The sequence below is a fragment of the Flavobacterium sp. WC2416 genome (assembly GCF_041200095.1).
GTDB lineage: Bacteria > Bacteroidota > Bacteroidia > Flavobacteriales > Flavobacteriaceae > Flavobacterium.
In genome coordinates this window covers 996051-1018368 of the sequence record NZ_CP165626.1, presented here as the reverse complement: position 1 = coordinate 1018368, position 22318 = coordinate 996051, and the positions used below count along the sequence as shown (strand labels likewise).

Genomic DNA, 22318 nt, shown 5'->3' with positions numbered 1-22318 from the left:
AATGGAAGAAAAAACAAGATGCGGCTGGTGCTTATCAAGCGATTTATATAAAGAATACCACGATCAAGAATGGGGAACTCCTGTTTATGATGACGCTACGCTATTCGAATTTTTAATTCTTGAAACCTTTCAAGCTGGATTAAGTTGGATAACTATACTCAACAAAAGAGAGAATTTCAGAAAAGCTTTTGACACATTCGATTATAAAAAAATAGCCAACTATTCTGAAGATAAAATTCAAGAATTACTATTAGACAGTGGAATTATTCGCAACAAATTAAAAGTTCGATCGGCTGTTTCTAATGCACAAGCTTTTATCAAGATTCAAGAAGAATTTGGAACTTTTTCAAAATATATTTGGGGATTTACTGATGGAAAACCGATTGTCAATAACCCCAAAACCCTAAAAGAGGTTCCAGCTACTACTCCATTGTCCGACGTTATTAGCAAAGATTTAAAAAAAAGAGGCTTTAAATTTGTCGGCTCCACTGTAATCTACGCCAACATGCAAGCCACTGGAATGGTTAACGATCATGTTCAAGATTGCTGGAAACGCAACTAATTTTCACTTTCAATCGTAGACTTACCTATTTATAATATCACAAAAAACCACAAACAACCTCAACTTTAAACTTAAAACTTAAAACCTTTAAGTAAAAAAACCATTACATTTGCTGCACACTTTAGGGGTGTCTACAATTTTGTAGGCTGAGAATTACCCTCTGAACCTGATCTAGTTCATACTAGCGTAGGGAAAAGTAAGATGACTTCGTCGCGTATTTTTATGCGCCCTTGTAGCCATTCCTAAAGTATAACTATACTAAATTTAAAAAGGAATGGAGCTTAAAATCAACAACCAAACAAAACAATTTGCCGCAGACAGCCTAACTGTTCAAGCACTTCTGGACTTGGAAATTCCCGAAAAACAAAACGGAATTGCCATAGCCATCAACAATACGGTTATTCCAAAATCCACCTGGAATTCCCATTCTATACAAGAAACCGACATTATTCTAATCATTTCTGCGACCCAAGGAGGCTAATTTGGCTGCTCGGGCGGGCTATCCGTTTCAAGTCCGCACTGCAATCTTATAAAACATAGTCTTAGTTAAAGCTTCTTTCAGTCGCTTCACTAATCCTTGTTTTACATCGATTCCACTTTACGGGCTTTTCACTGCTATCCCTAGCAGAAAAGAGTGCATTTTAACAGAGGAAAGAATCAAGATAAAAGAACCAAAAGAAAATCAACAAACTACTACAAACTGAAAAATCCGCTTCAATCCGCGTTTCTGCTTTAGCAAATCAGTCTCATCCGCGTGCCATTACACACAATTAAAACAGACTTTAAGACTTTCGACTTTATAACTTTAAGACCTAAAAAAATGACAAACGAAGAAAAAATATCAAGAACTCCTTTCCCAAATTCCACCAAAATATATGTGGACGGAACAATTCATCCTATAAAAGTAGCCATGCGAGAAATCGCATTGGCGGACACTAAAATGTCAAATGGACGAATTGAAAAAAATCCTCCCGTTACCGTTTACGATACTTCGGGACCATTCACCGATCCAAATATCGACATCGACATTCGAAAAGGTTTGCCTCGCATCCGCGAACAATGGATTCTAGATCGTAATGATGTAGAAGAACTTACAGAAATCACATCAGAATACGGAAAACAACGACTACGTGACGAAAAACTTAACGACTTGCGTTTTGAATATTTGCACAAACCCATGCGTGCCAAAAAAGGGGCTAATGTATCCCAATTGTATTATGCAAAACAAGGAATCATCACTCCCGAAATGGAATACATTGCCATTAGAGAAAACCAAAGAATTGAACAAATAAATGACCAAACTAAAGCAATGCAGTGCCAACATGGTGGTCAAAGTTTTGGTGCCAACACGCCAAAATCTAAAATCACACCAGAGTTTGTTCGTTCTGAAGTAGCCAGAGGTCGTGCCATTATTCCAAACAACATCAACCATCCAGAAAGTGAACCTATGATTGTAGGCCGTAACTTCTTAGTGAAAATTAATGCCAACATTGGTAATAGCGCAGTTACTTCAACTATCGAAGAAGAAGTAGAAAAAGCAGTTTGGGCTTGCCGCTGGGGAGCTGACACAATTATGGATTTATCAACGGGTAAAAATATTCATGAAACCAGAGAATGGATTATCCGTAACTCTCCAGTACCAATTGGTACGGTGGCAATTTACCAAGCATTGGAAAAAGTAAACGGAATTGCCGAGGACTTAACATGGGAAGTTTTTCGTGATACCTTAATCGAACAAGCAGAACAAGGAGTTTCTTATTTTACGATTCATGCCGGAGTATTATTACGCTACATTCACTTAACAGCGGAGCGTGTTACAGGAATCGTTTCTCGAGGTGGTTCGATTATGGCAAAATGGTGTTTGTTCCACCATAAAGAAAACTTTTTATACACCCATTTCGAAGACATTTGCGAAATCATGAAACAATATGATGTTGCTTTTTCATTAGGAGATGGTTTACGTCCGGGTTCAATTGCAGATGCGAATGATGCAGCACAATTTGCCGAATTAGAAACTTTAGGTGAGCTAACAAAAGTAGCTTGGAAGCACGATGTACAAGTTTTTATTGAAGGCCCTGGTCATGTTCCTATGCACATGATTAAAGAAAACATGGACAAACAACTAGAACATTGTGACGAAGCTCCATTTTACACCTTAGGGCCCTTAACTACAGATATCGCACCTGGTTACGACCACATTACTTCAGCCATTGGCGCGGCAATGATTGGTTGGTATGGTTGTGCTATGTTGTGTTATGTTACCCCAAAAGAACACCTTGGACTACCCAATAAAAAAGATGTAAAAGATGGCGTTATCACTTATAAGATTTCTGCACATGCAGCAGACTTAGCCAAAGGGCATCCAGGATCACAATACCGTGACAATGCTTTAAGCAAAGCACGTTTTGAATTCCGTTGGGAAGACCAGTTTAATTTATCATTAGATCCAGACACAGCAAGAGAATTTCATGATGAAACTTTACCTGCTGAAGGAGCTAAAATAGCACATTTTTGTTCGATGTGTGGCCCAAAATTCTGCTCGATGAAAATTTCACAAGAAATCCGTGATGTTGCCGAAGCCGAAAAAGGAATGAAAGAAAAATCAGAAGAATTTATTGAGCAAGGGAAAGAAATTTATATCTAAACGAAAATATAAGAAAGAAGTAAGATTATGATAGTAATCACAAACCCTATTCCCATAGCAAATGAAATCAACACCATTCATTCTCTTTTTGAGAGTGGATTGGAGTTGCTTCATGTCCGCAAACCTGATTATTCTGACGAGGAAATGATAGCGTTTTTATCTAAAATCGAATTAAAACACTGCTCTAAATTGGTTTTGCATCAACACCATAATCTAGCTGAAGATTTTGGAATAAACAGAATTCATTTTACAGAAACTAAAAGATTTCAATTAAGGATTACCGCTGACCAATTTATAGAATCTACCTCAACTCATTCGATAGAAGATTTCAATTCATTAAATACTGGTTTTAATTACGCCTTCCTATCTCCTATTTATCAAAGTATTTCAAAACCAAACTATGTGCCTAGACTGAACCTTATCGAAACGGTAAAACAACGAACTAATTTCAAAACTAAACTCGTTGCCTTAGGTGGAGTTTCTTCAAAAAATATCAAAGAAACGTACAAATTAGGTTTTGATTCAGTAGCCCTTTTAGGAACCATTTGGAACAGTAAAAATCCGATAGAAAATTTTAAATTATGTCAACAATTCGCCCATTCGTTCTAAGCATAGCAGGATTTGACCCTTCAGCCGGTGCTGGCATTTTAGCAGATGTAAAAACATTTGAACAACATCAAGTTTACGGTTTTGCCATAAGCACAGCCAATACTATCCAAACTGAAGAGGAGTTCTTCAAAATAGAATGGACTGACATTAATTTTGTTTTAGAATCACTAGAAAAATTATTGAGTACCTATGATATAAAAGCAGTAAAAATTGGAATAATACCTTCATTGGATTACTTAAAAAAAATTGTATTAAGTATCAAACGACTTTCTCCACAAACCAAAATCGTGTGGGATACAGTTTTGAAATCCACAACCCAATTTAATTTTATAACTGTAGAACAGCAAGATTTATTAATAGAAATCTTAAAAAAAACAGATTTAATAACACCCAATTACGATGAGATTTTATCGTTTTCATTGGATGAAAAAAACCCAGTACTAATAGCTCTAACACTTTCAAAATACACTTCGATTTTACTTAAAGGAGGACATAATTCAGCTGCAGTTGGGACAGATTATTTATATAGCAAGAATGAAATTTTCAGGCTTTCACCAAAAACCACTTTGGTTTTCCAAAAGCACGGTTCTGGTTGCGTATTGTCATCGGCCATTACTGCCAATTTAGCTTTAGGCCAAGACTTATTAACTGCTTGTAATAATGCCAAAATATATATAGAAACATACTTAGCATCAAATCAAACTAAATTAGGATATCATTATGTATAATAAATTACAATACATTTCTCAAGGAAATACAATCAAAAAACAGTTGTATGCTATCCATAGCGCATTAGACAATGGGTGCAACTGGATTCAAATGCGATTCAAAAATCCAAATGTGCTTGAAGTTTTAACTTTGGCAGAAGCCGTAAAAAAGTTAACTCAAGACTATACATCCACATTTATCATCAATGATAATGTCCAATTAGCAAAACAACTGGACGCAGATGGAGTCCATTTAGGCTTAACAGATATGGGGATTATTGAAGCCCGCTCCATTTTGGGGCCTACAAAAATCATTGGAGGTACTGCTAATACATTTGAAGACATTCTTAGAAGAGCTGCTGAAGATTGTGATTATATCGGATTGGGACCATTTCAATACACAACAACAAAACAAAATTTGAGCCCAATTTTGGGATTAGAAGGCTATTGTGATATCATAGAAAAAATGAGGACATACTGTATAAAAATACCCATATATGCTATTGGTGGTATCGATTTTGAAAACATAGAAAACCTAATGGAAACTGGCATTTATGGTATTGCAGTTTCTAGTTTAATTACAAAAAATAAAAATCCGTCAGAACTTATTACTCAACTTAACGAAAAATTATATGTCAGTATTTAATTTAGGAGATAAAACCTTCCACTCCCGTTTATTTTTAGGCACTGGTAAATTTGGTTCGAACCAACAAATGGCAGAAGCAATCTTAGCTTCTGCCAGCGAATTAGTGACGGTTGCTTTGAAACGAATCGATTTAGAAACCGAAACAGATGCTATTTTATCACATCTAAAACATCCTCACATCAACTTATTGCCTAATACTTCTGGCGCTAGAAATGCTAAAGAAGCTGTTTTTGCAGCACAATTGGCAAGAGAAGCACTCGAAACCAATTGGCTGAAACTAGAAATTCATCCCGACCCAAAATATCTAATGCCAGATGCCATCGAGACCTTAAAAGCTACTGAAGAATTAGCCAAACTCGGTTTTATAGTCTTGCCTTATATTCATGCCGACCCCGTTTTATGTAAACGGTTAGAAGATGTTGGAACCGCAGCAGTAATGCCTTTGGGCGCACCAATAGGAAGTAATAAAGGACTTAAAACAATTGATTTTCTTGAAATTATAATTGAATCCTCCAAAGTTCCTGTGATTATTGACGCTGGAATTGGCTCTCCATCTGATGCTGCAAAAGCAATGGAACTGGGCGCAGACGCCGTTTTAGTAAATACTGCAATATCAGTTGCTGGAAATCCAATATTAATGGCAGAAGCTTTTAGAGAAGCTGTAATTGCAGGTCGAAAAGCATATGAAGCCAAGCTGGGACAGCAATATAAACACGCAATGGCTTCGAGTCCCTTGACAGCATTTTTAAATCAATAAATTAACCGCAAAATTCACAAAGATAGGCACTAAGCGCGCAAAACTTTGTGAACCTTGCGAAAAACCGTACGCACTTTGCGTTTAAGCTTATGAAAACATTCAAATCTATTTTTGAACAATACGATTGGGAAACCATTAAATCAAAAATATACCAAACCACTTCAAGAGAAGTTGAGCAATCCTTAGCTAAAACTAAAAGAAACCTAGCTGATTTCCTTGTCTTGATTTCTCCTGCAGCCCAACCCTATTTAGAACAAATGGCACAGTTAAGTCATGAACTTACAAAAAAACGTTTTGGCAAAACCATTCAAATGTATGCTCCATTATATTTAAGTAATGAATGTCAAAATATATGTACCTACTGCGGTTTTAGCCTCGACAACAAAATAAAAAGAAAAACTCTAACCGACTCTGAAATTAAACTTGAAGTAGGAGCTTTAAAAAAAGCTGGTTTTGATCATGTACTATTAGTAACTGGAGAAGCCAACTATACCGTTAATATCAATTATTTTCTTAATGCTATAGATGTGATAAAAGAACAGTTTTCCATTATTTCCGTAGAAGTGCAACCGCTGTCCACAGAAGATTATGAGTGTTTGCATCAAGCTGGTGTTTATTCGGTATTAGTCTATCAGGAAACCTACCATCAAGAAGTCTATAAACAATACCATACAAAAGGGAAAAAATCAAATTTTGATTATCGACTAGAAACTCCAGATCGTGTGGGATCGGCAGGAATTCACAAAATAGGTTTAGGGGTCTTACTCGGATTGGAAGATTGGCGTACAGATAGTTTTTTTAACGCTTTGCATTTAGATTATTTACAAAAGACCTATTGGCAAACAAAATACACTGTTTCATTTCCTAGATTACGTCCCGCCGAAGGGGTGATAAAACCCAATTTTATTATGGACGACAAAGATTTAGCCCAACTCATTTGTGCGTATCGTTTGTGGAATGAAGATCTAGAGATTTCTTTATCAACACGTGAAGATGAAAAATTTAGAAACAATATTATTCCACTTGGTATTACTAGTATGAGTGCAGGTTCTAAAACAAATCCAGGTGGATATGTGGTAGATCCACAATCGTTAGAACAATTTGAAATTAGCGACGAACGATCTTCTTTTGAAATTGCATCAATAATTTCTAATAGCGGATATGAACCGGTTTGGAAAGATTGGGACAGGACTTTTAGCCAAAAGTCTAATTGAAGTCAAGAGCTTCCAATAGACTATTATTAAACATAAAAACCTCATACTTTAATATATAAAATAAAATGGGTGTAATACAAGATTTTTTGCGCTATAACCGCCAAACCATGCTTCCCGAAATAGGTAATGCGGGACAAGAGAAACTAAAAAAAGCCAAAGTACTCGTTATTGGTGCGGGAGGATTGGGTTGTCCCGTTTTACAATATATAGCCACTGCAGGAGTGGGAACTATTGGAATAGTAGATTTTGATATTGTAGAACTACACAATTTACACCGTCAAATTTTATATACTGAAAAACATCTTGGCCATTCGAAAGCAATTATAGCAAAATCAGTTATAGAGTCTTTAAATCCATTAATTAAAATTGATGCTTTTCAAGAAAAATTAACTTCAGATAATGCCATACAAATTATTGCCAATTTTGATATTATCGTCGACGGTAGCGATAATTTTGCTACCCGCTATTTAGTCAATGACACTTGCGTAACTTTAGGAAAAACAGTTGTATATGGAAGTATTCTAGGTTTTGAGGGACAACTTGCTGTTTTTAATCACCAAGGCGGTAAAAACTTGCGTGATTTATTTCCGGAGGCACCTGATCCTAAAGATGTTCCTAACTGCAATTTAAATGGTGTATTGGGTACTTTACCGGGGATGATTGGCACCATGATGGCACATGAAACATTGAAATTAATTATTGGGTTGCCGAGTTTAAGGAATGAATTGGTATTGTTTAAAACTTTGGACTGGCAATTTACTAAATTGAAGTTTTAAGTCAGTCTTAAAATCTATTTTGATTGTGTGGAATGGAACGCGTATGATGCGGATTTACTGAAGCAAAAACACGGATTAAAACGGATTTCAAATTATTCTGTTTACTGTGTTTCTTATTGATTTATGTAGATTGTGTGTCGTAGTTTTCTTTGTAGGATTGTATGTGTTTTGCCCCAGATGGGAGTAAAAAGCCCGGACTTAAAAAACTATTTTTTCAAGGAATAAAAGAGCGACCGTAGGAAGCTCCTTTTATGATTTTAGAAAAAAAGGTTTTTAAGGAGGACTTGTAACGGACAGCTGGATAAGGCCCTACCCTTTATTTTCAAGAATGGTTATAAAATCTTCTCTTTCGATTTCTCGGCATCCTAGAGTTTCTAAATGAGGATTATAAACTTGACAGTCTAAGAGTTTATAATTGGCTTCCTTTAAATGATTCACTAACGAGATAAAAGCGACTTTGGAAGCGTTAGAAACTTTAGAGAACATGCTTTCTCCACAAAAAACATGACCCAAATCTATTCCGTACAAACCACCAACTAATTCCCCATCTTGCCAAACCTCAACTGATTTTGCTACTCCCAATTCATGCAATTTGCAATAAGCATCAATCATATCATTGGTAATCCATGTTCCGTTTTGACCGTCTCGTTTTATTTTTTGACAATTAGAAATAACGTCTTTAAAATTATGATTAAATGTAACAATAAAGAGATCCCGATTTAGAATATTTCGCATACTTTTAGAAACAATCAATTCATCTAAAAACAAAACCATTCTTGGATTAGGAGACCACCAAGTAATAGGTTCACCATCTTCAAACCAAGGGAAAATACCGCTTTTATAGGCCAATTGCAGCCTTTCGGGAGATAAATCACCACCCAACGCAATAATACCAGAAGAATGCGTTAAACTAACATCTGGAAAAAATAAATCTTGAGACAAATAATACATATTTTAAATAATATCTAAATCATTACACTTAACTTTGGTATACAATTTTAATTTTCAACCCATTCATTCTTATAATAAAGTCATCCTTATGAAATACAAATCAATTCTACTTGTTTTTATAGTATTGGCAACACAAATGTATGGACAAAAAATTGATACGTTATCAACTTCCAAGAAACTCAGCTATAAACCTTTTATTGTTCCAACTGCTATGATCACAGCCGGAGTAATATTACTCAATACGGATGATAATCAGGAAATACAAGATAAATCAAATAATTTTTTTGGAAAAAATTTCCATTCTACAGCTGACAACATATTCCCTTTAGTTCCAATTGCACAAATTTATACAGGACGTTATTTAGGTTTTCAACCCAAAAACAACTTTAAACACCAAACTATTGATATTGTCGTTGCCAACGCAACCAGTTTAATTATTGTTGAGATTCTTAAAAATACCATTAAAAAAGAACGCCCCGACCAATCAGACAATTTGAGTTTCCCCTCTGGACATTCGGCCATCGCTTTTACGAATGCAGCACTGTTGTTCAACGAATATAAAGACTCTAATATTTGGTATGCAAGTAGTGGTTTTCTATTTGCTACTACTACCGCAGTTTTTCGAATAGCCAATAACAAACATTACAGTTCTGATGTGTTGACTGGAGCAGGAATCGGCCTGGCATCGGGAATTTTAGTATCGTATTACAATCCTTTTCAATCCATGCGATTTGGAAAAACAAAAAAGACAACTGCTTTCATTTATCCCCAAATTGGCAATAAAATTGGATTTGGGTTACTTATAAAACCTAATTATTGAGATGGGAATTGATTAAACAAAAAAAGCCTTGAGATAAACTCAAGGCTTTTTTTTTGTTTTTCTTTTTATTAAAAAGGCAAATCGTCTGGTTCATCTTCATTAAGATTTGTAGCAGGAGCAAATGCTTGTGCTGCTGGCATAGGTGCTGAAGCTGCTGGAGCATCGGCAACTAATTTTTCAATTCTCCATCCTTGAATACTGTTGAAATATTTAGTTTCACCTTGTGGATTAACCCATTCTCTACCTCTTAAATTGATTGAAACTTTTACAGGTTCACCAATACTATAATTGTTTAACAAATCACATTTATCTTGAGTAAACTCAATCATAATGTGTTGTGGATACTGCTCTTCTGTAGTAACAACTAATTCTCTCTTTTTAAATGAGGCACTAACTTGTTGTTCTGGATTAACAACTTTAATTTTTCCTGTAACTTCCATCTTCCTTTATTTTAATTGTTATTTAAGATTATTTTTTTGCAAGAAGTACTTTCCATGCAGAAAGAACATCGTTTTCATCTAAGTATTTCTTTGCTTCCAAATGCACATTTTTTTGGTCATCTGAGCTTAAAACTGCTTTTATCGAAAAATTCTGTTTTACAAATATACTAACTTCTTCTGTTGTAGGCAAGGCTTCTATGTTTCCTAATTTACCAAAATCATTTCCGTCAAATACAACGCTATTCCTCAAATGATTAGGAATTGCATCTACCCCAATTCCAAGAGTGGACAATGGCTTTGGTACTTCAAACAATCCTTGATTTGACCTTGAATACCAATTCCCTCCTAGCCTGGAAACTAAATCAATTTTATGTTGATCAATAGCTCCGTTTTCATCTAGTATAGCTTCATCAATATGCAACTTAATCACTTCACACAGAATTAAATTCCCAGCTCCGCCTTCGGTCCCCAAAGCAATAATCTCAATTACTTTACATTCAAATTGCACTGGTGATTCTTTTACTCTAAAAGGTTTTACCAGATCAGATGGTATAGCAGTAAACCCTGATTTCAAAAATTCATTTACCCCATCAGCATACTCTGTACTAGCAAGTGAAGTTTGTTGCACCATATCAAAATTGACAACATTGATGACTACTTCTTTTGTAGCTTCACAATTAATTAAGGTATGCTTTACCGAATTATCACGTACTCGTCTGGCTGGTGAAAAGACTAGAATTGGCGGATTAGCACTAAAAACATTAAAAAAGCTAAAAGGAGACAAATTGGGATTTCCGTTTTCATCTATAGTACTTGCAAATGCAATTGGTCTTGGCCCAACAGAACCCTGTAAATAACCTTGCAACACAGCAGTTCCAACACTTTTTGGATCAATACTAATCATACTTTTTATCGTTTTTATTTGTTTAAATCGCTTAGTTTACAAAAGTAAGCAAATCGTTTAAGTTTAAAAAAGAAGGTACACTATTTTAATCTTAAATGTTTAATACCACGTAAAAAATTTTCTTTCACCTACTAAAACAATCCAGTATTTATTTCGTTATATTTATACCTCAAAATAACATTTATGCAGTTTTCTGAAAGAAGAAATACAAGTCGTTGGATTATTATTTTTGCTTCATTTTTGATTATCTCTCTGATACTTTGGAATACCTATACTTTTTTTCAAATTTTTAAAAACGAAGAACGTTTAAAAATGAATCTTTGGGCAAATGCTCAAAAAACACTTATAAATGCTGATGCAAATACTGATGTCGAATTGCCATTACAAATATTCAGTAACAATACGTCGATACCCATCATTCTTACCGAAAATGACAGCATTATAAATACCGTTAATATTGATGAAGTGATTATAAAAGACAGCAATAAAGCAACTCTTTTTTTAAATGACTTAAAAAATGAAAATGACCCAATCGTAATTAAATACGGCCCTGGGAAATTTCAAAAATTATATTATGGAAATTCTGCTTTACTAAATAAGCTTAAATATTATCCTATTGCTTTATTACTTATTATTGTATTATTTGCCGCCTTAGTCTATTATTTTTATCGAAGTACAAAAATTGCAACTCAAAATAAACTCTGGGCTGGAATGGCCAAGGAAACCGCACACCAAATAGGCACACCACTCTCCTCTTTAATAGGGTGGGTAGAAATATTAAAAGCAGATAACGTAGCTGAGTCAATTACAACTGAAATTGAAAAAGACATCGATCGTTTACTAACTATCACAGATCGTTTCTCGAAAATAGGATCAGAACCCATATTAGAAAATAAAAATATTGTTGAAGAAACACAGCAATCGTATCACTACTTACAATCCCGTTTCTCCAAACAAATTGAATTTATATTTGAAGCTCCAGAGAAACCCATATATGTTATGCTGAACTCTAGCTTACACAGTTGGACTATAGAAAACTTGGTCAAAAACGCCATTGACGCTATGAAAGGAAGAGGGAAATTAACGTTAAAAATTGAACAGGATAATGATTATGTGAAAATAAATGTGTCCGATACCGGAAATGGAATTCAGAAACAACAATTCAAAACAGTATTTGAACCCGGCTTTACTACTAAAAAAAGAGGTTGGGGATTGGGCCTTTCTTTAACAAAAAGAATCGTTGAAGAATATCACAAAGGAAAAATTAGAGTATTAAATTCTGAAATAGGGAAAGGAACCACCATGCAAATTGTATTAAAAAAGAATAAGCCGCTTAATATCTAATGATGGTACGAAACATAGTCTCTCTTGCTGGCTCTGATTTACTTAAGTATTTAAACACAAACTTTTCATGTTCTTGAGTCAATTGCATTGCAACACTTAAAGATTTTTTTATTGAATTTAGGCTTGCAACATTTTTATCACCTACTTGCCCCAAATTATTCAACAAATATTGACAGTTACTAAATATATCTTTGGGGTTACGTATCATTCTTTTTAGTTCTTCATCTGAATGAATGGGTCTAAATTGCTTGTTTCTATAATTAATGAATTCATTTAATTTATTAATCCCTTCTTTATATAAGTTTACTATTATTTTAAAATCGTCTAAAGCTTTGACTTGATCGTAATATTCTATTTTCTTTTTCTCATAAGAAAGCTGATCCAAAATCATAGAATTGATAACACCATTCTTTTTAATTCTTTCCGAAGAACTTATTAATTGTTCTTTCTCTGATAGCGTATTATATCTTGAAATTTCTGAATCAAAATCGAAACGTCTTTTTGATGAATTGATTTGGGTTTGCCCATTATAGAATTCCTTATTAGATATTGTATAATTAAGAAATTGCCACATATAATCAAATGGAATGTGAGATGAAATTATTTTACTTGGATCTGTTTTAAAATAATAATTATCAATTGCTTTAACAAATACACCATTTCTTATATAACCAGCGCCCCAAGTTGGATCAAAAACATACCATTTATTATCAATATTAGCACCACACCAAGCATGTGGGTCAGTAAGAATTTCTCCTTTATATTTTGTATATCCGTTTATCACTACGGCATTAATTCCTGCTTTAATTGCAATGTCTTTAAATATTTCTGCATAGTCACTACAAACTCCTTTTCTAGTTTTTAATGTGTTTTTTATTCTGTTTTCAAAAGTATCGGTATAGTTAAGGACACGCATGTTTTCAATATCATAATTGATTGTTGATGCAGTCCAATAAAAAACTGCCCGAATTTTTTCGTCATTAGTTTTAAAATTAGATGTGATATAATCCGCAATTGAATTTGTAGAAAAGGTCAATCGATTTGGAATTTCAGCCATTTTCTTATCAATTGAAGCGTACTCTATTTTGGCTTGACCCAAACAAAACAGGGAGAAAAAGAAAGTGATAAAAAGAAATAAAAAACTATTTTTCATTGTAATGGTGCGCTCTAAATTAAAATTAGCAATTGCTTATTTCATTTTAAACGAAAACCGTACCACTTTATTGGATTGTGCTGATAAACTACAAATTGGATTGAATTTGCTCTGCCAACGATTCAAATTCTTCTTTAGTTAAAGAAACTTTATTTTGAAAACGCATTTCATCCATTTCATTAAGAGGAATTAAATGAACATGGGCATGAGGTACTTCAAGCCCTACAACTGCCATTCCTACTCTTTTACAAGGAACGGCTTTCTCTAAGGCTATAGCTATTTTTCTAGAGAAATGCATTAATCCCAGATAATGCGCTTCGTCCATGTCAAAAATTTTATCAACTTCAAATTTAGGAATACAAAGTGTATGCCCTTTAGCATTAGGATTTACGTCAAGAAAGGCCAAATAGTTATCGTCCTCCGCAATTTTATAACAAGGAATCTCACCGTTTACAATTTTGGTAAATATGCTACTCATAATTTAAGTTCATTTGAAGTTTTAATATATCCTATAATTGAGTACAAAATTAGTCACGCGAAATTTCTAAAATTTCAAATTTCAACACTCCATTCGGCACCGTAATTTCAGCAAATTGACCTACTGATTTTCCTAGCAATCCTTTCCCTATTGGAGATGTTACTGAAATTTTTCCTGTTTTTAGATCTGCTTCACTTTCAGCTACCAAAGTATATTTCATTTCCATTCCGTTGGCTTGATTTTTAATCTTTACAATAGATAAAACCAATACTTTAGAAAGGTCAAGGTGTGTTTCGTCAATCAATCTAGCGTTTGAATGTACCTCCTCTAGTTTAGCAATTCTCATTTCTAACATCCCTTGAGCCTCTTTGGCTGCATCGTATTCTGCATTTTCAGACAAATCTCCTTTATCTCTTGCCTCAGCAATATCTGCAGAAGCTTTTGGACGCATGACACTTTTTAAATAATCTAACTCTTCTCTTAATTTTTTTAATCCTTCTGCTGTGTAATAAGATATTGCGCTCATAGTTTAATTATATTATTTGTTGGGTCATATGTAAGCTTTGAATTAAAAGTGTGAGTATCATTCTTCATTTAGTTTAACCCAAATCAAACTTAAATTCTCTTAGCTTATATAAATAGAAAAAATCCCATCAGGACGGGATTTCTTTCCACAAAGATAGTATTATTTTTTTAGTATATAATTATATGTTAATCATATCTAATTCAAAGTTAAATAATTTAAATTTGTTTAACTAATACTTTTAAAATATTATTATTTAATGAAAAAATGTATCGTATTACTCGTTATTATAACTGCTTTTTGGGGCTGTAGCAACAGTGATTTCAATAATAAAAACCCCTATATACCTAGCTATACTTTTACTGTTGATATCAACATGAATTTACCTGCTTACTCAAACTTACAATATCCTAGCAATGCTATCTATTACTCTAGTGTTGGAGCAAAAGGAATTTATATTTTCAATACAGGAAGTGGCTACAATGCATTTGATGCCGCCTGCCCTAATCAAGCAATTAGCAGTTGCTCTACGATGACATTAAAAGGCATTAATGTAGTTTGCCCATGTGATGACACTGAATATAGTTTGTTTACTGGACAAGGAAAATTACAATATCCTTTAAAACAATATCGAGTTGAAGTAAATGGAAATGTATTACGCGTGTATAATTAATAAAAAAGCCCGAAAATAAAAACTTTCGGGCTTTTTTATACGTTTCACTATGTTTATCTAAAACTTCAATGTTAATCCTACAAGGAAGTTAATTCCAGCTTGTGGATAGTACCCTGCTCCTTCTATCGTTTTAATTTGATTTGGATCGCTCCAGTTATCATCGTACGTATAGAAATAACCGTTGGACACATATTTATAATCAAAAATATTATTAACTAATCCTGTTACTAAAATTGATTTGAATACTGACTTCGGTGTAAACTCATATGAAACATTCAAGTCGTTTACAAAATAAGACTTCAATTTAGATTCTTCTGAATCTATATTTCCCATGTATTGCTGACCAACCATTTTTGATAAAAACGAAACTTGAAAATTAGTAATTGGCATAAAAGTGATTATGTTCCCCGCAATAAAATCTGGTGAATAGGCAATATTAGTATTTCCTAAAGCAGTTAAGACTCCGTCTCTTTCAAAATGAAAATCTTTATTTTTATTACTACTTAGGGTAAAGTTTGGTCGAATGATTAAATTATCCAATACTGCTATTGTAGCATCAACCTCTACACCTAAGCGATAACTATCCCCGCTATTTTTGCGAATTGGACTTCCTACATCATCTAATTGTCCCGTTAAGATCAACTGATCTTTGTAGGCCATATAATAGACATTTGCGTTTAATTTTACTTTTGCAGTACTATGACGCAATCCCAATTCAAAGTCATTTAACTTTTCAGGTCTTGGACTTCCGTTTTCATAATCGGTTCTATTTGGTTCACGATTCGCTCTTGCATATGAAGCATACAGTTGATTGTTGTCGTTAATCTCAAAATTCAATCCTGCTTTTGGATTAAAGAAATTAAAGTTGTCATTTACTACTCCTGTTTCAGGGCTATCTGCTTTGTAACGTACATTTCTCAATTGCAAATCTCCATATAAACTAAACTTCTCTGCAATTTGATAATTGGCTTTTGCAAAAACATTTCCATCAGTTTTGGTGGCATAATCATCATAATAATGGTCTCCCAATTCGGTTGTTGAAGCAAAACGTGCCCAAATTACTTTTCCAAAATGACTTCCTTCGTATTTATTGTATCCTCCTCCAAGTATTACATCTAACTTTTCACTTTTATAATTAGCAGAGAATGTAGTTCCATAGAAATCATTGTCTAACCATTTTTGACGGACAAGGTCGGTAGTAGTCACTGTCCCAACAGGCTGTAAACCATAATCAGCCATATCAGCATCTTCCTTGTAATTTTCATAATACCCCTTCCCTTTGGTATAATGAAAAGCTAGGTTTGTATTCCAGTTATCAGATACTTTTTCGTTCCAATGCAATTGGTAATGATCTTGCTGGTAATTATCCGTTTCATTATCATAAAATCGTGTATTTCCAGATTCATCTGTAAATATTCCAGCTGAATTAAATGTCCTGTCACTGATCAATGTTTCCGCATCAATACCATTCCAAGATTGATAGGTTTTTTCCTTTCCCCCAAAGGCCAACGCTTTAATCAAGGTTGTTTTACCTACATAAGTTCCTTGTAAGAAATACGATTTTAAGTCGGAACTAGCGCGATCAATATAACCATCTGATTTTAAAGCAGACAATCGTCCTGCCAATTCAAAATGATTGTTCATTAATCCCGTACTGAATTTAACTGTATGTTTTCTAGTATTGAAACTTCCAAAAGAATTAGAAATCTCCCCATTACTCTCTTTAGAGTAGGCATCAGTCAACATATTTAAACTAGCTCCAAAAGCTCCTGCTCCATTTGTTGATGTTCCTACACCACGTTGCAATTGCAAGCTTTCTACTGAAGAAGCAAAGTCGGGCATATTTACCCAATACGTTCCGTGACTTTCAGAGTCATTATAAGGGATTCCATTAATAGTTACATTCACACGGGTAGCATCACTACCTCGTACCCGAATTCCTGTGTAACCTACTCCATTTCCAGCATCTGATGTTGTAATAACCGAAGGTAGATAGTTCATCAAAATAGGAATATCTTGACCTAGATTTCTAAACTTGATGTCTTTTTTATCTAAATTACTAAAACTAACCGGCGTTTTTGTAGTAACCCGAACCGCTGAAACCAGTACCTCATCGAGTTGGTTTACTTTGGTAGTGTCTTTAACTTGTGAAAAAGAGATAAAAGAAAAAAGAGAAAAAAGAATTGACGTTGAGATTGTCAATTTTTGTTGTTTTGCAGCTTTGCAGCTTTGCAACTTTGCGACTTTGTAATCAATAATAGTATTCATCCGTAAATAAGATTACGAATAAAAGGGGGAATTATTCTTTTGTTAAATTAATAAATGATTGTTTCCTATGACTATCAGATAGCGTACACACTATTGATTTATCATTTTTTCCCTTGACAACATTACTCGTCTAGGTTCGTTGGGTATAATCTCAGCTCGTTATTTAGAGCACCCCTTTGAGACGGTGCAAATGTAATCTTAAAAAAAATAAAAATCAAACAAGAAATTACAATTTAATTAAGAAAAACAGACGAATGCAAACAAGTTAAAAACCACCATAAAACCTAGCTACTCTATATCTGGTTTTTTCCTATTTTGCTTTATTTGAGAGATATTCTTTTTATTCTTAATCCTTTTTCTAATGGCTGATTTTGGAACTTTTGTCTCTTTTCTCGGTTTTTGTACAATTAGTCCCTTTCTAATTAATTCCAAAAATCGTTTAGTGACAATTTCCTTATTTCTTAATTGACTTCTGTCTTCATCACAGTTGAGTATCAAAATTAAATCATCAGTTAATCTTGTGGAAAGACTCATTTCAAGCACTGCTTTTTCCTCATCAGACAAAGCATTAGAATTTTTTAGATCAAAAGTCAACACTATCTTAGAAGAAACCTTGTTTACATTTTGTCCACCGGCACCACTACTACGGACGGCTTTGTACTGTAATTCCGATATGATTTTTTGAATTTCCATTATGCTTGCTTAATGCTATAAAACTATTGAGGTTGATGCGCTAGATTTAATAAATCATTCACTGTTTTAACTGGATTAAAGGTAATTAAAGGTACCTGTACAAAAACCGTTAACCAATTAGCCATTGCTCCATTCCACAATCCTGGCAATTCGTATGCTTTTATATCTTTCCCTGAAATACTTTTTTCAACAATAAATCCACGATCATGATCTACAAAATTCATTAAATCAAACTTTTCATTTTTGTAGTTTTTTAAACTACAAACCAAATCTACAGGGTTAAAATGAGAAGCGTTTTCCATAATTTTCAGTTGGCCTTTAACTGATAAATCTACCTCCGATGATTCTACAATTTGAAGTGATACATTTCCATCATTCTCTTTCGTCCAAAAAGGACCACCTCCTGGCTCACCTTCATTTTTAACCATACCGCAAATACGAATAGGTCTATTTAAAATAATCTTTATTTCTTTAACACTATTTTCAAATGTAAGACTTTGAAAATCTGAAGAAAATGACATGTTTAATTTTTCTTTCAAAAATGTCATTGTCTCCTCTAATAATTCTTGATCAAATGCATTAGTATCAATTGCATTGAGATATAAAAATATTTTTTGTTGTAAATCAATCAAAATTCCTGCTAACGCTTTCTTATACAATGAAATTTTATCGTGATTAATTTGAGTTACATTATCAATATTTTTTATAAAAACAATATCAGCATCTAATTCATTTAAATTTTTAATTAATGCCCCATGACCACCAGGTCTAAACACTAATCTGCCATTTTCATTTCGAAAAGGTTTATTGTTTAAACCCACTGCAATTGTATCAGTGCTTTTATTTTGAAAAGAAAAATTCACGCTTATTGAAGTCTCCGTTTTTTTCTCTACTATAGGTTTAACCTCTTTTATTATATCTTCAAATTGCTCTAAATGAGTTTCAGAAACAGTAAAATGTAAATTTGAAACCCCGTTTGAACTTGAGTAATTAGCACATTCATACAAATGTTCTTCTATTGCTGTTGCGCTATGTGTTTCATATTTATGAAATGGAAGTACTCCTTTTGGTTTATTAGAAAAATCAAAATAATCCTCCGATAACATTAATTTTATAAAATAGTAATTTTTTAAATTGCGATGAAGAGAGTCAAAACTTATAAATTCTTCTTTTAATTTTTTATTTATCTCTTCATAAAAAGCGAGTCTTTCCAACCCTACCACAAAAACAGGTAGCTTACTATTCTTTTTTCTATTTACATAAGCCTTAATACTTTCGTTTTCAACATCAAATTCATTCAAAAAAGTAATCAAAAACTTAAACATTCTACTAGCAGCGCCAGATGCTGGAACAAATTTCTCTAACTTTAATTCCGCCTTATTTGAATCAAAATAAGCGGCTTTCTCTTTAAATTCAATTTCGGATAGCTTTAAGATTCCATTGTATAGGGTTGCAGGCTCTAATAACACCGTTTTTTTAACACCATTTTTAAATATCGACAACTGTTTTCGAATATTCTCTAATGGAATCCCATATTCATAAATCTGTACAAAATCACGGGAGCTCAAACCCATTTCTTTAGCCTTAGCTAAATCATCAATAATAGAAATTGCAGTATTTAATCGAAGATTTTTATCTCCAGACAGTGTTATAAATGGTTTTTTATTTTCTATCAATGCCCTTTTAAAAACCTCAAAAACAGATTTTCTACCTTCTGGCTTGTCCCTCAAATCATCTTTTTCCCACGGCACATCGATATCAGTAAGAAAAAACAAGTCGTATTCATGTTTAAGCGCAGCTTTATCTAGCGAAGGGTCGCAAAAATTATAGTAAACTTCAGAAAAAACTTTTGTCACCATTAAGTTGGTATCACAAAACAAATAATCATTTGCATGAGCAAGAGCATCATTTTCTAATTTAGTTTGGCCATACGCAATGGGTAGCATATCATTAACATCACAAGCAAGTTGCTGCTTATCCCATTTTTCTTGTAAATAATCACGCGCAAACTCTGGAACCCACAGTGTCTTATAGTATTCCGCAAGTTGCTTTGCTAAAGTTGTTTTCCCTGTACTTTCAGGGCCAAACATAGCAATTTTTATAATTGCAGACTGCTTTTGTTTAAGATTTTCCTCCATTCTAAATAAGCTGAAACAGCTAAAATTGTAAATATTAAATATTGTAAAGACAACATCCCTAACCCTCTATAAGCGTACAACGGTGTTACAATTATATCACCAATAATCCAAAGCGTCCAATTTTCGATTTTTTTATTGGCCATATACCACATCCCTGTAAAGAAAACACCAGAGGCAATGATGTCTATATAATTATCATTATGAATTTTATAATCAAATAATTTATATATCCCGAAAACTACGAAAATTGTCACAAAAAACAACAAAATACCAATTAATTTTTCTTTACCATTTGTTCTCGTTATTGGCAATGAGTCGCTATCTTTTGTCTTTCTAGTCCACTTATACCAACCATAAATACTCATAATTGTAAAATAACCGTTAATCATCATGTCACCAAGATAACCAGCTATAAAAAGTAAATATACTGAAATTATTGTGGCTATCAATCCAGTAGGATATACTAAAATATTTTCTTGTCTAGCAAACCAAACGCTTAATATCCCAAAAACGAAAGCTATAAACTCTAATACAATATGCATCATACTTACATCTTTGTAAGCATTTAAAAAAAAATCTATCATTGATTAAAGTGATTAAAAAAATTAAAATCTTTTTCAAAAGCAGTCCCAATAACTACCAAATCAGCCCCTGCAGCATATGCTTTTTGAATTCCTTGTAAATCTACAATTCCACCCCCAACAATTAAAGGAATTTCTAAATTTTGAGCAACTAATGCAATCATTTCAAATGGAACTGCTTGCTGCGCTCCACTACCCGCTTCTAAATAAATGAGCTTATTACCCAGCATTTCGCCCGCTTGGGCAGTTGCAAGCACTAAATCACCGTTGCTTCTCGCTACAGGATTTGTTTTACTAACTCTGGCTACGGCAGTTTCATTTCCGCTTTCGATCAATATATAACCTGTCGAAATAATTTCGAGATCACTTTGTTTTAAAATTGGAGCTGCTATAACCTGATGGCCTATTAAATAATCTGGATTTCTTCCTGACAATAAGGAGAGAAACAATATCGCATCGGCTTCATTTGAAATTTGAGACGGATTGCCTGGAAAAAGAACGATTGGTAAATTAACGTTCTGCTTTAATCGAATAATTAATTCATCGATTCGATTCGATTCTACCAAACTCCCACCAATGAAAACATGTGAAGCAGGAGATTGATTAATTTTCAAAATCAAATTATCCAAATCTCTCCAGACAATTTTATCTGGATCCAACAAAATGGCCAATAGTTTTTTTTTATCTGCCTTACTTTTTACTATTTCTTGATATGTGTTTTGTGTTTTTTTTTGCATTGGAACGTAAAAGTAAAAGTTTTTTATTAAGCACAAGAACTATTTTTGAAACATTTATATTTGTTTAAATGTTCTCAATCAAAAACCAACAAAAAAATGATTGCTATTGAATTACTTGAAAAATATGGTGCCGTAAAAAAACGATACGACAAAGCCTCCACTATATTTGAAGAAGGAAAATTACCCACGCATTATTATCAAATTCTTTCTGGCGAAGTGAAAATGAATAATTATAATGACGATGGGCGCGAATTTATTCAAGGTTTTTTTTATGAAAATCAATGTTTTGGAGAACCTCCTTTATTCCTAAATCGAGTTTATCCAGCTAGTGCAGTTGCCTTAGAAAATACCGAATTGATTTGCATCATTAAAGAATGCTTTTTAGAATTGCTCGCTAATAATCCTGCAATAAGCATAACAATAATTGAAAACTTAGCACAGCGATTGTACTATAAATCAGTAATGGCAGCTGAAATATCTTCTGAAGAACCCGAACATAGAGTCTTAACACTCATTGATTATGCGATTGCTAATTTTAATTTAAAAAAATCCCAACATGGATATCTAATCAATTTTACTAGGCAACAAATTGGTGATTTAACAGGACTTCGTGTAGAAACGGTTATTCGAGCTATCAAATCTTTAGAAAAAAAAGGGCTCTTAAAAATCATTAATCGAAAGGTCTATCGTTAAGTTGTCC

At 33.5% G+C, this 22318-nt stretch carries 24 protein-coding genes and 1 riboswitch; of the genes, 13 read left to right on the top strand and 11 right to left on the bottom strand.

Translation table 11 applies throughout. The features are described 5' to 3' along the window. Position 1: 1 nt before the first annotated feature. The 9 genes from AB3G39_RS04215 to AB3G39_RS04175 all read left to right on the top strand — a co-directional run bounded on the left by AB3G39_RS04215 (position 2) and on the right by AB3G39_RS04175 (position 7915). Positions 2–562: a DNA-3-methyladenine glycosylase I gene (locus AB3G39_RS04215; protein WP_367772224.1), complete on the top strand. Its 561-nt coding sequence runs from the start codon at positions 2–4 to the stop codon at positions 560–562. A gap of 113 nt (positions 563–675) precedes the next feature. Beyond that, a riboswitch (TPP riboswitch) is annotated at positions 676–772 on the top strand. 64 nt (positions 773–836) lie between these two features. Next, complete coding sequence (thiS, locus tag AB3G39_RS04210; protein ID WP_367772226.1) at positions 837–1043, top strand: sulfur carrier protein ThiS; 207 nt, start codon at positions 837–839, stop codon at positions 1041–1043. Positions 1044–1382: 339 nt separating this feature from the next. Beyond that, entirely contained in the window at positions 1383–3206 is a 1824-nt protein-coding gene (thiC, locus tag AB3G39_RS04205) for a phosphomethylpyrimidine synthase ThiC (RefSeq protein WP_369769707.1), read from the top strand. 27 nt (positions 3207–3233) lie between these two features. Further along, positions 3234–3815 carry a thiamine phosphate synthase gene (locus AB3G39_RS04200; protein ID WP_369766097.1) on the top strand — a complete coding sequence of 194 codons (582 nt, stop codon included), beginning with the start codon at positions 3234–3236 and terminating at the stop codon, positions 3813–3815. Continuing rightward, positions 3788–4543: a hydroxymethylpyrimidine/phosphomethylpyrimidine kinase gene (locus AB3G39_RS04195; RefSeq protein ID WP_369766095.1), complete on the top strand. Its 756-nt coding sequence runs from the start codon at positions 3788–3790 to the stop codon at positions 4541–4543. The genes AB3G39_RS04200 and AB3G39_RS04195 overlap by 28 nt, the downstream gene beginning before the upstream one ends. Next, entirely contained in the window at positions 4536–5168 is a 633-nt protein-coding gene (locus AB3G39_RS04190; protein ID WP_369766094.1) for a thiamine phosphate synthase, read from the top strand. The genes AB3G39_RS04195 and AB3G39_RS04190 overlap by 8 nt, the downstream gene beginning before the upstream one ends. Continuing rightward, the gene (locus AB3G39_RS04185; protein WP_367772236.1) at positions 5155–5925 is read left to right on the top strand and encodes a thiazole synthase; all 771 of its coding nucleotides are present in this window, start codon (positions 5155–5157) and stop codon (positions 5923–5925) included. Before AB3G39_RS04190 ends, AB3G39_RS04185 begins: the two co-directional genes overlap by 14 nt. Before the next feature lie 89 nt (positions 5926–6014). Continuing rightward, entirely contained in the window at positions 6015–7139 is a 1125-nt protein-coding gene (gene thiH / locus AB3G39_RS04180) for a 2-iminoacetate synthase ThiH (protein ID WP_369752623.1), read from the top strand. Positions 7140–7204: 65 nt separating this feature from the next. Continuing rightward, the gene (locus AB3G39_RS04175; RefSeq protein ID WP_367772239.1) at positions 7205–7915 is read left to right on the top strand and encodes a ThiF family adenylyltransferase; all 711 of its coding nucleotides are present in this window, start codon (positions 7205–7207) and stop codon (positions 7913–7915) included. A gap of 309 nt (positions 7916–8224) precedes the next feature. Here the strand turns inward: AB3G39_RS04175 and aat are convergent, their stop codons facing one another. Further along, positions 8225–8866: a leucyl/phenylalanyl-tRNA--protein transferase gene (gene aat / locus AB3G39_RS04170; protein WP_369766093.1), complete on the bottom strand. Its 642-nt coding sequence runs from the start codon at positions 8864–8866 to the stop codon at positions 8225–8227. A gap of 88 nt (positions 8867–8954) precedes the next feature. Between aat and AB3G39_RS04165 the strand changes: the two genes are divergently transcribed. Continuing rightward, a complete protein-coding gene (locus AB3G39_RS04165) occupies positions 8955–9686 on the top strand; it encodes a phosphatase PAP2 family protein (RefSeq protein ID WP_369752626.1) in 732 nt (243 codons plus the stop codon). A 68-nt stretch (positions 9687–9754) separates the two neighbouring features. Here AB3G39_RS04165 and AB3G39_RS04160 read toward each other — a convergent pair whose 3' ends face one another. Next, positions 9755–10126: a DUF3127 domain-containing protein gene (locus tag AB3G39_RS04160; protein WP_367772244.1), complete on the bottom strand. Its 372-nt coding sequence runs from the start codon at positions 10124–10126 to the stop codon at positions 9755–9757. A 28-nt stretch (positions 10127–10154) separates the two neighbouring features. Further along, entirely contained in the window at positions 10155–11030 is an 876-nt protein-coding gene (locus tag AB3G39_RS04155) for a flavin reductase family protein (RefSeq protein WP_369752628.1), read from the bottom strand. Between the two features lie 183 nt (positions 11031–11213). Here AB3G39_RS04155 and AB3G39_RS04150 point away from each other — a divergent pair, with 183 nt between their 5' ends. Then, complete coding sequence (locus AB3G39_RS04150) at positions 11214–12374, top strand: sensor histidine kinase (protein WP_367755482.1); 1161 nt, start codon at positions 11214–11216, stop codon at positions 12372–12374. Here the strand turns inward: AB3G39_RS04150 and AB3G39_RS04145 are convergent. The 3 genes from AB3G39_RS04145 to greA form a co-directional block, all read right to left on the bottom strand. Then, complete coding sequence (locus tag AB3G39_RS04145) at positions 12364–13527, bottom strand: transglutaminase domain-containing protein (RefSeq protein WP_369766092.1); 1164 nt, start codon at positions 13525–13527, stop codon at positions 12364–12366. The genes AB3G39_RS04150 and AB3G39_RS04145 overlap by 11 nt on opposite strands. Before the next feature lie 88 nt (positions 13528–13615). Beyond that, a complete protein-coding gene (locus AB3G39_RS04140) occupies positions 13616–14005 on the bottom strand; it encodes an HIT family protein (RefSeq protein WP_367755486.1) in 390 nt (129 codons plus the stop codon). Between the two features lie 49 nt (positions 14006–14054). Continuing rightward, the gene (greA, locus tag AB3G39_RS04135; protein WP_367755488.1) at positions 14055–14531 is read right to left on the bottom strand and encodes a transcription elongation factor GreA; all 477 of its coding nucleotides are present in this window, start codon (positions 14529–14531) and stop codon (positions 14055–14057) included. Between the two features lie 256 nt (positions 14532–14787). Here greA and AB3G39_RS04130 point away from each other — a divergent pair, with 256 nt between their 5' ends. After that, positions 14788–15201, top strand: coding sequence for a Rieske (2Fe-2S) protein (locus AB3G39_RS04130; RefSeq protein ID WP_367755490.1), 414 nt, complete (start codon positions 14788–14790; stop codon positions 15199–15201). Positions 15202–15258: 57 nt separating this feature from the next. On the opposite strand, the gene AB3G39_RS04125 is transcribed toward AB3G39_RS04130, so the two are convergent. From AB3G39_RS04125 to AB3G39_RS04105, 5 genes are all read right to left on the bottom strand, one after another. Further along, on the bottom strand, positions 15259–17469 hold the full coding sequence (locus AB3G39_RS04125) for a TonB-dependent receptor (protein WP_369766091.1): 2211 nt from the start codon (positions 17467–17469) through the stop codon (positions 15259–15261). A 288-nt stretch (positions 17470–17757) separates the two neighbouring features. Next, a complete protein-coding gene (gene arfB / locus AB3G39_RS04120) occupies positions 17758–18162 on the bottom strand; it encodes an alternative ribosome rescue aminoacyl-tRNA hydrolase ArfB (RefSeq protein ID WP_369766090.1) in 405 nt (134 codons plus the stop codon). A 23-nt stretch (positions 18163–18185) separates the two neighbouring features. Next, the gene (locus AB3G39_RS04115; RefSeq protein WP_369766089.1) at positions 18186–20300 is read right to left on the bottom strand and encodes a DUF4301 family protein; all 2115 of its coding nucleotides are present in this window, start codon (positions 20298–20300) and stop codon (positions 18186–18188) included. After that, complete coding sequence (gene pnuC, locus AB3G39_RS04110) at positions 20261–20884, bottom strand: nicotinamide riboside transporter PnuC (protein ID WP_369752633.1); 624 nt, start codon at positions 20882–20884, stop codon at positions 20261–20263. The genes AB3G39_RS04115 and pnuC overlap by 40 nt, the downstream gene beginning before the upstream one ends. Beyond that, complete coding sequence (locus tag AB3G39_RS04105; RefSeq protein WP_369766088.1) at positions 20881–21618, bottom strand: geranylgeranylglyceryl/heptaprenylglyceryl phosphate synthase; 738 nt, start codon at positions 21616–21618, stop codon at positions 20881–20883. Before AB3G39_RS04105 ends, pnuC begins: the two co-directional genes overlap by 4 nt. A 96-nt stretch (positions 21619–21714) precedes the next feature. On the opposite strand from AB3G39_RS04105, the gene AB3G39_RS04100 reads away from it, so the two are divergent. After that, on the top strand, positions 21715–22311 hold the full coding sequence (locus tag AB3G39_RS04100; RefSeq protein WP_369769706.1) for a Crp/Fnr family transcriptional regulator: 597 nt from the start codon (positions 21715–21717) through the stop codon (positions 22309–22311). Positions 22312–22318: the final 7 nt, after the last annotated feature.

What these genes read in the sequence shown, in the direction of transcription:
- AB3G39_RS04150 (WP_367755482.1), top strand. Translation starts at nt 11,214, where the DNA reads ATGCAGTTTTCTGAAAGAAGAAATACAAGTCGTTGGATTATTATTTTT.
- AB3G39_RS04185 (WP_367772236.1), top strand. Translation starts at nt 5,155, where the DNA reads ATGTCAGTATTTAATTTAGGAGATAAAACCTTCCACTCCCGTTTATTT.
- AB3G39_RS04105 (WP_369766088.1), bottom strand. Translation starts at nt 21,618, where the DNA reads ATGCAAAAAAAAACACAAAACACATATCAAGAAATAGTAAAAAGTAAG.
- AB3G39_RS04145 (WP_369766092.1), bottom strand. Translation starts at nt 13,527, where the DNA reads ATGAAAAATAGTTTTTTATTTCTTTTTATCACTTTCTTTTTCTCCCTG.
- AB3G39_RS04155 (WP_369752628.1), bottom strand. Translation starts at nt 11,030, where the DNA reads ATGATTAGTATTGATCCAAAAAGTGTTGGAACTGCTGTGTTGCAAGGT.
- AB3G39_RS04130 (WP_367755490.1), top strand. Translation starts at nt 14,788, where the DNA reads ATGAAAAAATGTATCGTATTACTCGTTATTATAACTGCTTTTTGGGGC.
- aat (WP_369766093.1), bottom strand. Translation starts at nt 8,866, where the DNA reads ATGTATTATTTGTCTCAAGATTTATTTTTTCCAGATGTTAGTTTAACG.
- thiC (WP_369769707.1), top strand. Translation starts at nt 1,383, where the DNA reads ATGACAAACGAAGAAAAAATATCAAGAACTCCTTTCCCAAATTCCACC.
- AB3G39_RS04115 (WP_369766089.1), bottom strand. Translation starts at nt 20,300, where the DNA reads ATGGAGGAAAATCTTAAACAAAAGCAGTCTGCAATTATAAAAATTGCT.
- AB3G39_RS04215 (WP_367772224.1), top strand. Translation starts at nt 2, where the DNA reads ATGGAAGAAAAAACAAGATGCGGCTGGTGCTTATCAAGCGATTTATAT.
- AB3G39_RS04190 (WP_369766094.1), top strand. Translation starts at nt 4,536, where the DNA reads ATGTATAATAAATTACAATACATTTCTCAAGGAAATACAATCAAAAAA.
- arfB (WP_369766090.1), bottom strand. Translation starts at nt 18,162, where the DNA reads ATGGAAATTCAAAAAATCATATCGGAATTACAGTACAAAGCCGTCCGT.
- AB3G39_RS04140 (WP_367755486.1), bottom strand. Translation starts at nt 14,005, where the DNA reads ATGAGTAGCATATTTACCAAAATTGTAAACGGTGAGATTCCTTGTTAT.
- AB3G39_RS04200 (WP_369766097.1), top strand. Translation starts at nt 3,234, where the DNA reads ATGATAGTAATCACAAACCCTATTCCCATAGCAAATGAAATCAACACC.
- pnuC (WP_369752633.1), bottom strand. Translation starts at nt 20,884, where the DNA reads ATGATAGATTTTTTTTTAAATGCTTACAAAGATGTAAGTATGATGCAT.
- AB3G39_RS04125 (WP_369766091.1), bottom strand. Translation starts at nt 17,469, where the DNA reads ATGAATACTATTATTGATTACAAAGTCGCAAAGTTGCAAAGCTGCAAA.
- greA (WP_367755488.1), bottom strand. Translation starts at nt 14,531, where the DNA reads ATGAGCGCAATATCTTATTACACAGCAGAAGGATTAAAAAAATTAAGA.
- AB3G39_RS04165 (WP_369752626.1), top strand. Translation starts at nt 8,955, where the DNA reads ATGAAATACAAATCAATTCTACTTGTTTTTATAGTATTGGCAACACAA.
- AB3G39_RS04160 (WP_367772244.1), bottom strand. Translation starts at nt 10,126, where the DNA reads ATGGAAGTTACAGGAAAAATTAAAGTTGTTAATCCAGAACAACAAGTT.
- AB3G39_RS04100 (WP_369769706.1), top strand. Translation starts at nt 21,715, where the DNA reads ATGATTGCTATTGAATTACTTGAAAAATATGGTGCCGTAAAAAAACGA.
- thiH (WP_369752623.1), top strand. Translation starts at nt 6,015, where the DNA reads ATGAAAACATTCAAATCTATTTTTGAACAATACGATTGGGAAACCATT.
- AB3G39_RS04175 (WP_367772239.1), top strand. Translation starts at nt 7,205, where the DNA reads ATGGGTGTAATACAAGATTTTTTGCGCTATAACCGCCAAACCATGCTT.
- AB3G39_RS04195 (WP_369766095.1), top strand. Translation starts at nt 3,788, where the DNA reads ATGTCAACAATTCGCCCATTCGTTCTAAGCATAGCAGGATTTGACCCT.
- thiS (WP_367772226.1), top strand. Translation starts at nt 837, where the DNA reads ATGGAGCTTAAAATCAACAACCAAACAAAACAATTTGCCGCAGACAGC.